The organism is Streptomyces sp. P3 (assembly GCF_003032475.1).
Lineage (GTDB): Bacteria > Actinomycetota > Actinomycetes > Streptomycetales > Streptomycetaceae > Streptomyces.
Map to the genome: position 1 here is coordinate 4375966 of NZ_CP028369.1, position 11661 is coordinate 4387626.

The window sequence follows — 11661 nt, forward strand, 5'->3', positions numbered from 1 at the left end:
GCATGAAGCTGGACTCGATGTACCAGGACGTCATCCTGGACCACTACAAGCACCCGCACGGGCGTGGTCTGCGCGATGGCGACGCCGAGGTGCACCACGTGAACCCGACGTGCGGCGACGAGATCACCCTGCGGGTGAAGTACGACGGCGCGAGGATCGAGGACGTCAGTTACGAGGGCCAGGGCTGTTCCATCAGCCAGGCCAGCGCGTCCGTGCTGAACGACCTGCTGGTCGGCAAGGACCTGGCCGACGCGCAGCGGATCCAGGAGACCTTCCTGGAGCTTATGCAGTCCAAGGGGAAGATCGAGCCCGACGACGCGATGGAGGAGGTGCTGGAGGACGCGGTCGCGTTCGCCGGCGTCTCCAAGTACCCGGCCCGGGTCAAGTGCGCCCTCCTCAGCTGGATGGCGTGGAAGGACGCGACGGCCCAGGCGCTGGGCGCCGACGCCGACGTCGAAAGGAAGACGGCATGAGCGAGACCCTGGAGATGAAGCCGGCCTCCGAGGAGGAGGTCCGCGAGGCCCTGTACGACGTCGTCGACCCGGAACTGGGCATCGACGTCGTCAACCTCGGACTCATCTACGGCATCCACATCGACGACGCGAACATCGCGACGATCGACATGACCCTGACCTCGGCGGCCTGCCCGCTGACGGACGTGATCGAGGACCAGGCCAAGTCCGCCACGGACGGCATCGTCAACGAGCTGCGCATCAACTGGGTCTGGATGCCGCCGTGGGGCCCGGACAAGATCACGGACGACGGCCGCGAGCAGCTGCGCGCGCTCGGCTTCAACGTCTGAGAGTCCCACGCACACGGTGTGCGAAAGCGGCGGCGCCCCGACCGGGGCGCCGCCGCTTCTCCGTGTGCGTCCGCGGGACTCAGCCCAGCGGGCCCACCAGCCGGAACGCGAAGTCCGCCCGGTTCGTCGTGTTGTAACCGTACGGGTCCAGGCGTACCCCGAAGTCCTTGTGGCGCAGTGCGTAGTTGGGGTAGTTCACCGAATGGAGCAGTACCGCGCCCGGCTCCCCGGAGTAGCCGGGGCAGAAGGTGGAGTCCTGCCGGAACAGCGAGGAGCCGTCGTTGTAGTCGGCGCGCAGGACGAAGCTGCTGTGGCGCAGGTAGCGGCCGTCGTGCGTCGCGAACGAGATGCAGGAGCTGTCGGACAGCCCGCTGACCACGTGGAAGGTGGAGTCCTCTCGGGACTCCGAGCCACGCGGCGCGTCGAGCCTTACCTGCGAACCGCTCACGTGCCAGTAGCGGTCCGGGTAGTTGACCGCCTGCACCGACCGCTCGTCGGAGGACGCAGGCGGGCTTGACGGCTTCCCGGGCGCGTGCGCCGAGGGGGTGGCCGAGACGCCCGGCGACGAACTGCCCTGCGGCCGGGGGGAGGAGGACGCCGACGGCGAGGGCGACGCCGAGGGGGACGCGGAGGCGGTGTGCTGCTTCCCCGTCGGCGTCGGCGATCCGCTGCCGGACGGCGTGGCGAAGGAGATCAGGCCGCCGGCCGTCTCGTCGTCCGACAGCGTCTGCGGCCGGCCGGCCGCGGACTTCTCGTCAACGGGCCTGTCGTTCAAGGCGATCGCGGTCACGCACGCCAGGACGGTCGCGACGGCGAGACCGCCGGCCAACCACAGGCGCCGTGTTCCGGGGGCCCGGGAGGTGTCCGGGGCCCAGCCGTTCTCCCAGGGCTGTTCCTGGGACGGCCGGGACTTGTCTACTGGCATGCGCTGTTCCTCCAGCGGCTTCCCGGCCGTAAGAGCCGGTGTGTGAACGGTGAAACAGTAGTGGAAGCTGTGGCTCGCGTTCATCCGATTGGGCGAGCGCTTTCCATAACGCTTTCGAATCTCCCGTCACTTGGGCGCGAGTGACGGGCGACCGGTGTGCCGGTGTGTGCCGATGTGCGTGCCGATGCGTGCCGTTGTGCGTGCCGCGGCGTACGCGCGGGTGCGCACCCATGTGGGCGGGGACGGGGGCGGGTGCCGACGGGGACGGGGTGCGCGCTGCTGCGTGCGGGGCGGAGGCCGACGAGAGCGGGGCGTCCCGGATGGGTGCGGGGCAGAGGTCGACGAGAGCGGGGCATCCCGGATGGGTGCGGGGCGGAGCTAGACGAGAACGTGATGTGCCGATGTGTACGTCCGTACGCATCACTGTGTACGCTCGTACACATGGGATACCTGACACTCGCCGGCGCCATCGCCGCCGAGGTGGCCGCGACGACGGCCATGAAGTACAGCGAAGGCTTCAGCAAACTCTGGCCCGCGCTGCTGACGGCCGTCGGCTATGTGCTCTCCTTCCTCCTTCTCGCGCAGACGCTGAAGACCGTCGGGATCGGCACCGCCTACGCGATCTGGGCCGGAGCCGGCACCGCGGCCATCGCCCTCATCGGGCTCGTCCTGTTCGGGGAGGTCCTGACACCCGTCAAGATCGCGGGGGTCCTGCTGATCGTCGGGGGAGTGGTCCTGCTGAACCTGGGCGGTGCGCACTGATGGCCCGCCGCTACGACCCCGAGCGGCGCCAGCGGATCATCGACGCGGCGATCCGGGTCGTCGGGGCGAAGGGGCTGGCCGGACTGAGCCACCGCTCGGTCGCGGCCGAGGCCGACGTTCCGCTCGGCTCCACCACGTACCACTTCGCCACCCTCGACGAGCTGATGACCGCCGCCCTGCGGCAGGCCAGCGAGGGCTTCGCCAAGGCGGTCGCGGCGCACGGCGGGCTGACGGACGCCCGCGTCGACCTGCCGACGGAACTGGCCGGACTGCTCGGCGAGTGGCTGGCCGGCGACCGAACCGGTGTCGAGCTGGAGTACGAGCTCTACCTGGCCGCCCTGCGCCGCCCTGCGCTGCGCCCCGTCGCCGCGGAATGGGCCGAGGACCTCGCCGCCCTCCTCGCCCGCCGCACCGACCCCCGCACCGCGCGGGCCCTGGTCGCGCTGATGGACGGCATCTGCCTCCAGGTCCTGCTGACGGACGCCCCCTACGACGAGGAGTACACCCGCGAGGCCCTGGCCCGGCTGCTCGTCCCCGCCCGTCCGGGCGGCGGCGGCCGCTGAGGGGCGCCGCCTCCCGTGGAGTGCCGCCCGGTCCCGGCGGGGCGGTGCGCCCGGCGCCTCGTCAGCGGGTGTCGAGGTCGCGCACGGCGTCCAGGGCCGCCGTCACGCTGCCCGCGATGTCCGTGACCGGGTACTGCACATGGCGCACGACCCGCTCCCGGTCGACGATCAGCGTCAGCCGCTTCAGCCGGCTCGCCCCGGCGGCCCGGAACGTCGGCAGACGCAGGGCGCTGATCAGCGTCAGGTCCGCGTCCGAGAGCAGCGGGAAGCCGAGCCGCTCCTTCTCGGCGAACGCCCGCTGCTCGTCCGGACGTTGGGTGGAGACCCCGCGCACCGCGGCGCCCGCCGCGCGGAACCCGGCCAGACGGTCGCGGAACGTGGCCGACTCCAGGGTGCAGCCCGACGTGCCCGGGATGTCGGTCCAGCCGGGCGGATAACCGTCCGCGCGGGCGTAGGCGCCGGGAAAGCAGTACAGAACGGTGCAGGAGTCGTCGTCGGACACGGGGTCGCGCGGGGTCCCCCGGTCGTCGACCAACCGGAGCGCGGGCAGCCGGCCGCCCACGAGGGCGTGCACGCGCCGTGCCTCCGCTGACGCCTCCTCGGCGGTGGCGGTGGCGCTGCCGTCGCCGAGGATCCAGGTGTCGCCCCAGTCCTGGAGCGCGACCAGGACCGGCAGCAGGGCCCGGCCACGCGGGGTGAGCCGGTACTCGTACCGCGGCGGACGCTCCTGGTACGGCACCCGGGTGAGCACGTCCGCCTCGACCAGCAGCCGCAGCCGCTCCGTCAACACCTTGCGGGACAGGCCGAGTTCGCGCTGGAACTCGTCGAACCGGTGCACACCGCGTGCGGTGTCCCGGACGATCAGCAGGGTCCACCAGTCCCCGACGACGTCCAGGGACTGCGCGATGGCGCAGCCGGAGTCCTCCAGACTCGTCCTGCGCGCCATGTCCTGCCCTCTCTCTCCCGGCCGGCACCGGCCTCCCCGCGGCTGCTCCCGGTCTCCCGCGGAGGCTGGGAGCGCCATGCTGGCACAGTTGGTTCCCAAGGGGAACTCAGCAGGCGGGCGGGGCCCTGCGGCCCGCCTCCTGAGACACCCCTGTGCGGGTTGGCCTCTGCGGCCCCCCGCCGGTTAGGTTGCCCACATGACCGACACGACTGCTCCTCGCACCACCGGCGCCACGGCCACCGGCCTTGCCACGATCGCCGCCGACGGCACTGTTCTCGACACCTGGTTCCCCGCGCCCGCGCTCGTCGCCGAGCCCGGCCCGTCCGGCACCGAGCGGCTCTCCGCCGACCAGGCCGTGGAACTCCTCGGCGAGGCCGCGGCGAAGGCCGTCGGCCCGGACGCCCGCCGGGGCGTCGAGGTGGTCGCGGTCCGCACGGTCATCGCCTCCCTGGACGACAAGCCGCTCGACGCGCACGACGTCTACCTGCGTCTGCACCTGCTCTCCCACCGGTTGGTGAAGCCGCACGGGCAGAGCCTGGACGGCATGTTCGGCCACCTCGCCAACGTCGCCTGGACCTCGCTCGGCCCGGTCGCCGTCGACGACGTCGAGAAGGTCCGCCTGAGCGCCCGCGCCGAGGGCCTGCACCTCCAGGTCACGTCCATCGACAAGTTCCCGCGCATGACGGACTACGTCGCCCCGAAGGGCGTCCGCATCGCCGACGCCGACCGGGTCCGCCTCGGCGCGCACCTCGCCGAGGGCACGACGGTCATGCACGAGGGCTTCGTCAACTTCAACGCCGGCACCCTCGGGACCTCGATGGTCGAGGGCCGCATCTCCGCGGGCGTGATCGTCGGCGACGGCTCCGACATCGGCGGCGGCGCCTCCACCATGGGCACGCTGTCCGGCGGCGGCAACGTGATCATCTCCATCGGCGAGCGCTGCCTCATCGGCGCGGAGGCGGGTGTGGGCATCGCCCTCGGCGACGAGTGCGTCGTCGAGGCCGGCCTCTACGTCACCGCCGGCACCCGTGTCACCATGCCCGACGGCCAGATCGTCAAGGCCCGCGAGCTGTCCGGCGCCTCGAACATCCTGTTCCGCCGCAACTCGGTCACCGGCGCGGTCGAGGCCCGCCCCAACAACGCGGTCTGGGGCGGCCTGAACGAGATCCTCCACAGCCACAACTGATCGTCGGCGGCCGTGACCGACGGCCGTGACCTTCGCCGGTCCGAACGATCAGCGTCCTGACCCGATGCCGAGCTGCCCGCAGGTGTCGGCGTCGGGTATCACCGATCGCCCTCCCGGGCCGGAGGTCGACCCGGGAGGGCGGTTAAGTGGCCCTGAGGGTCTCCTCCGCCCCTGCCCGCTTCGGGGCGGACGTGTCGGCAGCCGCCCTCCCGGCCGCCCGCCGTGCGCGCTGTGCCCGCAGTGCCGCCCTCGCCGCGGCGGCCTCCCGCCGCACCTGCTCCGTCAGCAGGCGCATCCGAGCCGCGCGCTCCGCGCCGGTCAGGCCGGTGAGTCCCAGCCGGGCGTCACGTTCCTCCTGGGACACCACGCCCCTCCTCTCCCTGTCCGACGTCGGAGGGTGCCGACGACGGCCCCTGAGCCGTCCGCCCGGGGAGGGCGCCGTCTCCCGCCGAGAGGCCGTCGGCGAACGCGGCCAGCGCCGTGAAGTCCTCGTCCCGCAGGCCCGTGCGCGGGTCGACGTGGTGCAACAGGGCCGGGCCCGGGTGGTGGACGGTGACGTACGCGGAGTCGGCGGGCGACTGTTCGTCGTCGACCCAGGCGAACGGACGGCCCGCCGCGTGCGCGACGATCGTCTCCGTCTTCCAGTGGACACCGTCGGCCCGGTGGGCCAACAGCACCGCGCCGAAGTCGACGTACGGCAGCTCGGGCAGGCCGACCACGGGGGCGATCCAGCGGTTGGCCTCGGCCATCCAGGTCGTGGCCCAGCACAGCTCGTAGGGCAGGCGGAGCAGAGCGGCGCCGTGCTCCGGGTGCAGCCACACCCGCAGGGGGCGCGCCCGGCCCACGGACGCCCTGATCGTCGTATAGCCCGCAGGTCGCTTCGTCGGGCGGGCGGCGTACGGATTGAGGGGACCGTCGACGTCGAGGTAGAGCAGTGGCCGGCTCATGGGGTCACCGTACGCAACAGGGCCGCCCGTCCGCCGGGGGATTCCGGGCGCCCGTGAGCGGGTGGGGGAGTGACCGCCCGAGTGCTCGGGGCCTCCGCGCTGCCGGGACCACCCCGCGGCACCGGCAGGCGGGCAGGCCGTCCGCGGGCTGGCGGCAGGATCCGCCGGGAGCCGGGAGCCGGGAGCCGGGAGCCGGGAGCCGGGAGCCGGGAGCCGGGAGCCGGGAGCCGGGAGCCCGGCCCGTGCGGTCGGGCCGTCAGGCCGTCAGGCGTTCGTAGGCAGTGCGCAGCCCGGCGACCGTGTCGCGGCCGGCGGGCCGCAGCGGCGGCCGGACCGGCCCGGCCGGCAGTCCCAGGTCGCCGAGCAGCGCCTTGGCGGTGACGGCTCCCGGCAGACCCGACGCCATCATCGACTCCACCAGTTCCGCGCTCCGCCGCTGGAGCCGGGCGGCTGCGGCGGTGTCGCCCGCGTCGAACGCGTCCAGGACGGCGCGCATCCGCTCCGGGACCACGTTCGCGACCGTGCTGACGTATCCGGCCGCGCCGACCGCGTACAGGGCGAGGTTGAGTTCGTCGCAGCCGGCGTAGTACGCCAACGCGGTGCGGGCGAGCACCTTCTGCGCGCCGAGGAAGTCGGCGGAGCAGTCCTTGACCGCGACGATCCGCGGGTGCTCGGAGAGCCGGATCAGCGTGTCCGGCTCGATCCGGACGCCGGTACGGCCGGGGATGTCGTACAGCATCACGGGCAGCCCGCAGGCGTCCGCGACCTCCCGGAAGTGCGCCTCCAGGGCGTCCTGCGGCGGCAGACTGTAGTACGGGCTGACCACCAGCACGCCGTCCGCGCCCGCCTTCTCGGCGTCCGACGCGAGCTCCACGGTGTGCCGGGTGTCGGAGGTGCCCACTCCCGCCACGATCGTCGCCCGCGCTCCCACGGCCGCCCGCACCGCCCGCACCAGCTCCGCCTTCTCGGTGTCGGAGGTGGTCGGTGACTCACCCGTGGTGCCGGAGAGCACCAGCCCGTCGCAGCCCGCGGACACCAGGTGGTCCGCCAGCCGCTGCGCACCGTCGAGGTCGAGCCCGCCGGAGCCGCTGAACGGGGTGATCATCGCGCAGAGCGTGCGTCCGAAGGCGGACGCGGGGGCGGCGGCCGGGGCCGGGACGGGGGCGGCGGCGGAGGCGCCGGCCGGGGGCGAGGAGTGCTTCGTCATGTGCGTAGTCTCGGCGCCACGATCGTGAAGCTCCACTTAATTCTTCTGCGAGATATGCATAAGTAGTGCTACGTGGTGGCGAGGCGAGGTGGAGGCCCGTGCCGAGGGCGATCAGGTGGGGGGTGGCGGAGGGGGCCCGGGGTACCCGGAGGTCTCGGAATTCGCAGGAGGCGGTGCGCCCTGACGGCCGTGCCGCCCGCCCCGGGGTGCTTCTCTCGGCGGTATCGGGGCGTACGTCGCCGAGAACAGGGAGAGGGTGCGTCGATGACGGACAGGACGCCTGCCGGCCTGCGTCGGCAGATCGAGCGAACCGGACGGCAACTGGGTTCTGCGGCAGGGGAGTTGGTGGCCAGAGCTGATGTGCGGGGCCGCGCGGGCACCCGTGCCGCCGACCTGCTGGACCGGGCCGGCGCGGTGAGCGTGCAGCTGCGCAGCACGGCGTCCGAGGCCAGGCGGCACGTGCGGGAACGGGCGGGCCGTCCCGGTCATGCGAGGGACGGGCGCGCGAGCCGTGCGAGCGCTTTGGCGGCCGCCGCGCAGTTGCCGTCACGCCGCACGGCGTACGCCGGGCACACCGCACGCGCCGCGCACATCGCACGCCCACCGCGCGCCGCGCACGCCGACGTCCGGTTCGGGCCGCGGCGTCCGCGGCGGGTGATGCTCGCGGGTGCGGCGGCCGTGACGCTGGTCGCGGCCGGGGCGATCGGGAGGGGCCGGATCAGGCGGTGACCGGCCGGTCGGCTCCGATCGGCCGCCTGCCGCCTGCCGCCTGCCGCCTGCCGCCTGCCGCCTGCCGCCCGCTGACGGGCGAACGGGGCCCGACACCCCGGACCGCCGGGGTGTCGGGCCCCGTTCGTGCCTGCCCGCCACCGCCCGGCGATCGGCCCGCGCAGGGCCTCGACCGAAAACTGAATCCTCCTGGACAAAAAAAGTTTTCGGTGAGACGGTGGACGCATGCTGGACGTCACCGTGATCGAGGACCCCGAGGCCGCAGCCGCCTCCCTGGACCCCATACGGGCCCGACTGCTCGCCGAGCTGGCCGCCGGACCCGCGTCGGCCGCGATGCTGGCCGGGAAGGTCGGGCTGCCGCGGCAGAAGGTGAACTACCACCTCAAGGCGCTGGAGCGGCACGGCCTGGTCGAGCTGGCCGGCGAGCGACGCAAGGGCAACGTCACCGAGCGGCTGATGCGGGCGACCGCGGCGTCGTACGTGATCTCGCCGCTCGCCCTCGCCCAGGTGCAGCCCGACCCGGACCGCTTCCGTGACCAGCTCTCCGCCCGGTGGATGCTCGCCCTCGGCGCCCGGCTGGTCAGGGACGTCGGTTCGCTGATCACCGGGGCCGCCAAGGCCCGCCAGCGGCTGGCGACCTTCGCTCTGGACGGCGAGGTGCGCTTCGCGTCGGCGGCCGAACGGGCCGCTTTCATCCAGGAGCTGACGGCCGGTGTCGGCGCGTTGATCCGCAAGTACGACGCGCCCGACGCGGAGGGCGGCCGCGATCACCGGATCGTCGTCGCCGTGCATCCGAGGGTCAAGGACCGGCAGCAGACCCCCGAACTGAACCGATAGGCAGCAGGAGCCCACCATGTCCAAGGAATTCGAGATCGTCAGCGAGTTCGAGGTCGACGCCACCCCGGAGCAGGTGTGGGAGGCCGTCACGCACGGCACCGGCGCCTATCTGTGGCCGATGGACCCGCCCGAGCCGCGGGTGGGCGGCGCCGCCGCCTTCGGTTCGACCGTCACCGCCTGGGACCCGCCGCACCACCTCACCGTCCGCAGCGAGGACGTCGGGTTCGGCGTCCAGAGCGTGAACCAGCTCGAGCACGTCATCGAGGCGCGCGACGGCGGCAAGCGGGCCTGGGTGCGCTATGTGCACAGCGGCGTCTTCACGGACGACTGGGACAACCAGTACGACGGTGCGGCCAAGCACACCGACTTCTACCTGCACACCCTGCGCGAGTACCTCACGCACTTCGCACCCCGCCCGGTGACCTTCGCCTCGGCCGAGGGACCCGGGGCGTCGGCCACGTCCGAAGCGTTCGGCGCGGTCGGCCTGGCGCTCGGCCTCTCGGCGGACGACGCCCAGGGCGACCGGGTGACCGTGCGCGGGCCGCAGGAGTTCGACGCCGTGCTGGACTACCGCAACCCGTACTTCCTCGGACTGCGCACCGCAACCGCCCTCATCCGTGTGTTCGGCCGCGGTCGCTGGGGCGCCCCGGTCGGCGTCAGCGTCCACGACTTCGCGCCGGACGCCGACGCCGAGGCGACCGGGAAGGCGTGGCAGGGCTGGCTGAACGGCGTGTTCAGCCGGCCCTGACCGCGCCGTGGATCACGGCTCGAAGCGCAGCACCTGCGGGTCGTGGTCGCTGATCTGGTCGTGGAACTCCGAGTTGATGTGCACGCTGTCGTACTCGAGGCCGCAGCCGCGCCGGATCGACGGGCTCACCAGGATCTGGTCCAGGACCTGCTGGTTGCCCTGGTAGTCGTAGCTGTAACGCTCGCTGCGGGGCAGCGACTTGATCGCCGACCACAGGGCGCCGTCGCCCTCGAGGATCTGCGCCGTGCCGGAGAACTCGAAGTCGTTGATGTCGCCGAGCGCGACGACGTCCGCGTTCTTCTGCACGTCGAGGATGTCCTTGACGAACGCGTTGACCAGCGTCGCCTGCTGGTGGCGCTGGACCTCCGAGCTGCGCGCCACCGGCTGGTACTGCGAGGTCAGCCCCTGGTCGCCGCCCTTGGAGTTGAAGTGGTTGGCGATCACGAAGACCGTGCGGCCGCGGAAGACGAACTCGCCGGCCAGCGGCTTGCGGCTGCTCGCCCAGGCCGCGTCGGCGGGGGCGATCCGGCCGGGGGAGGCGCTGAGCTGCGCCTTGCCGCGCACCTGGGAGACGGCGACGGCCGTGGTGGAGTCGCCGCCCGCGCGGTCGGTGAAGGACACCCGCTGCGGGTTGAACAGGAACACCTGACGGATGTTGCCGCCCGGCTCGCCGCCGTCCGCGTTGTTCACCGGGTCGATCGAGCGCCAGTCGTACTTCGGGCCACCGGCGGCCACGATCGCGTCGATCAGCTTGCCGACCGTGACGTCGGCGGCGACCGTGCCGTCGTTCGTCGCGCCGTTGTTGTCCTGGATCTCCTCCAGGGACACGATGTCCGGCGACTTCAGGTTGTTCACGATCGCGGCGGCGTGCTCCTCGAACGTGGCGTCCGACGGGTCGAGGTTCTCGACGTTGTACGTCGCGACCGCCAGCTCGCCGTTCTTCTGCTTCTGCGTCGTCTCCCGCTGCAGACCGCCGCTCTTCAACGTGCCGATCGAGTTGGCGACGAGCGTGTAGCCGCCGAACTGGTTGTAGTCCAGCGGGCCCGCGGTGACTCCGGTGAGGGTGTCGCCGACGTTCGCGACGGGGAAGTCGGCCGTCGCGCCGAGCGACTGGATCTGCAGCCGGCCGGTGTTCTGCGACGTGTAGGAGCCGTACAGCGTGCCGCCGCGCCGACTGGTGTTCTCCCGCGGCTTCACCGTGACCCAGAGCTCGGTGTGCGGGTCGGTGGCCGTCACCACGCGGGCGTCGGCGACCTGGACGTTCATGCCCTCGAGGGACTCGTAGTAGTCCAGGGCGTACGAACGGGGCCGCAGCGTCAGGCCGTTGATCGAGTTGGCCGCCGCGGCGTCACCGGCCGGAGTGTAGGCGGCCGGTACCGACCGCGCGTTCACGACGGTCGCCGCCGGGACCGCGTTGCCGCTGGAGACGACCGTCACCGTCGACTTGGTGATCTCCGTGATCGACTGGTTGCCGGTGGACGTGCCGCCGGGCACGAACTCCGACACCGTGCCGGTGACCGTGACCAGGTCGCCGACGGCGACCTTGGGAGCGGAGCCGGTGAAGACGAAGACGCCCTCACTGGTGGCCGGGTCGGCGTCCGGGTTCGGATCCTGGATCCAGAACCCCTTGGACGAACCGTAGGTGCGCACGCCGGTGACGATTCCGGCCACACCCGTGACCGCCTTGCCGGCGTACGGTGATATCCGGGTCGTGCCCTGGATGTCGTGAACGGCCACTGTCTCCGCGTGCGCGGGTGCGGACAGGGCGACGGTGGAGGCCGCGGAACATACTGCGGCGACGATGAGCGCGGCGAGACGCGCGGACTTCTTGCTCGGCAACGGAATCCCTCCGGGGACGTACGTGAGCGCCGGGACGAGGGTGGAGCAGGGACGCAGGGGCCGCGACCGGTGGGGCGGTCCGCGACGCGCGTAGAAAATACAGTGAACACATGTCCAACGGATTTCTACGCGCGTCAATCTCCTGCCTGGTCAGGCCACTTGTCAAGGTT

14 protein-coding genes are annotated in these 11661 nt (G+C 72.3%); 8 read left to right on the top strand and 6 right to left on the bottom strand.

Going from position 1 to position 11661, the window contains the following annotated elements; translation table 11 throughout:
* The first annotated feature begins 2 nt into the window (after window positions 1-2).
* Window positions 3-473, top strand: coding sequence for a Fe-S cluster assembly sulfur transfer protein SufU (sufU, locus tag C6376_RS19610; RefSeq protein WP_107444618.1), 471 nt, complete (start codon window positions 3-5; stop codon window positions 471-473).
* Complete coding sequence (locus C6376_RS19615) at window positions 470-802, top strand: metal-sulfur cluster assembly factor (RefSeq protein ID WP_005477879.1); 333 nt, start codon at window positions 470-472, stop codon at window positions 800-802. The genes sufU and C6376_RS19615 overlap by 4 nt, the downstream gene beginning before the upstream one ends.
* A gap of 79 nt (window positions 803-881) precedes the next feature.
* Here C6376_RS19615 and C6376_RS19620 read toward each other — a convergent pair whose 3' ends face one another.
* Window positions 882-1727: an AbfB domain-containing protein gene (locus tag C6376_RS19620; RefSeq protein WP_107444619.1), complete on the bottom strand. Its 846-nt coding sequence runs from the start codon at window positions 1725-1727 to the stop codon at window positions 882-884.
* Between the two features lie 441 nt (window positions 1728-2168).
* Between C6376_RS19620 and C6376_RS19625 the strand changes: the two genes are divergently transcribed.
* The gene (locus C6376_RS19625; RefSeq protein WP_107444620.1) at window positions 2169-2489 is read left to right on the top strand and encodes a multidrug efflux SMR transporter; all 321 of its coding nucleotides are present in this window, start codon (window positions 2169-2171) and stop codon (window positions 2487-2489) included.
* On the top strand, window positions 2489-3052 hold the full coding sequence (locus tag C6376_RS19630) for a TetR/AcrR family transcriptional regulator (RefSeq protein WP_107444621.1): 564 nt from the start codon (window positions 2489-2491) through the stop codon (window positions 3050-3052). The genes C6376_RS19625 and C6376_RS19630 overlap by 1 nt, the downstream gene beginning before the upstream one ends.
* Window positions 3053-3113: 61 nt before the next feature.
* Here the strand turns inward: C6376_RS19630 and C6376_RS19635 are convergent, their stop codons facing one another.
* Window positions 3114-3998: a winged helix-turn-helix transcriptional regulator gene (locus tag C6376_RS19635; protein WP_107444622.1), complete on the bottom strand. Its 885-nt coding sequence runs from the start codon at window positions 3996-3998 to the stop codon at window positions 3114-3116.
* Window positions 3999-4194: 196 nt separating this feature from the next.
* On the opposite strand from C6376_RS19635, the gene dapD reads away from it, so the two are divergent.
* A complete protein-coding gene (dapD, locus tag C6376_RS19640) occupies window positions 4195-5184 on the top strand; it encodes a 2,3,4,5-tetrahydropyridine-2,6-dicarboxylate N-succinyltransferase (protein ID WP_107444623.1) in 990 nt (329 codons plus the stop codon).
* 142 nt (window positions 5185-5326) lie between these two features.
* Here the strand turns inward: dapD and C6376_RS19645 are convergent, their stop codons facing one another.
* The 3 genes from C6376_RS19645 to dapA all read right to left on the bottom strand — a co-directional run bounded on the left by C6376_RS19645 (window position 5327) and on the right by dapA (window position 7338).
* Window positions 5327-5548 (bottom strand): hypothetical protein, encoded by a 222-nt coding sequence (locus tag C6376_RS19645; RefSeq protein WP_107444624.1) that lies wholly within the window; start codon window positions 5546-5548, stop codon window positions 5327-5329.
* On the bottom strand, window positions 5529-6131 hold the full coding sequence (locus tag C6376_RS19650) for a hypothetical protein (protein WP_254075998.1): 603 nt from the start codon (window positions 6129-6131) through the stop codon (window positions 5529-5531). Before C6376_RS19650 ends, C6376_RS19645 begins: the two co-directional genes overlap by 20 nt.
* Window positions 6132-6387: 256 nt before the next feature.
* Window positions 6388-7338, bottom strand: coding sequence for a 4-hydroxy-tetrahydrodipicolinate synthase (gene dapA / locus C6376_RS19660; protein ID WP_173985683.1), 951 nt, complete (start codon window positions 7336-7338; stop codon window positions 6388-6390).
* Window positions 7339-7602: 264 nt separating this feature from the next.
* Here dapA and C6376_RS19665 point away from each other — a divergent pair, with 264 nt between their 5' ends.
* The 3 genes from C6376_RS19665 (at window position 7603) to C6376_RS19675 (ending at window position 9652) form a co-directional block, all read left to right on the top strand.
* Window positions 7603-8067: a DUF3618 domain-containing protein gene (locus C6376_RS19665; RefSeq protein WP_107444626.1), complete on the top strand. Its 465-nt coding sequence runs from the start codon at window positions 7603-7605 to the stop codon at window positions 8065-8067.
* Window positions 8068-8292: 225 nt separating this feature from the next.
* Window positions 8293-8904 carry a helix-turn-helix domain-containing protein gene (locus tag C6376_RS19670; RefSeq protein WP_107444627.1) on the top strand — a complete coding sequence of 204 codons (612 nt, stop codon included), beginning with the start codon at window positions 8293-8295 and terminating at the stop codon, window positions 8902-8904.
* A 16-nt stretch (window positions 8905-8920) separates the two neighbouring features.
* A complete protein-coding gene (locus C6376_RS19675) occupies window positions 8921-9652 on the top strand; it encodes an SRPBCC domain-containing protein (protein ID WP_107444628.1) in 732 nt (243 codons plus the stop codon).
* Window positions 9653-9664: 12 nt separating this feature from the next.
* Here C6376_RS19675 and C6376_RS19680 read toward each other — a convergent pair whose 3' ends face one another.
* A complete protein-coding gene (locus C6376_RS19680; RefSeq protein WP_107444629.1) occupies window positions 9665-11491 on the bottom strand; it encodes an endonuclease/exonuclease/phosphatase family protein in 1827 nt (608 codons plus the stop codon).
* Window positions 11492-11661 lie beyond the last annotated feature (170 nt).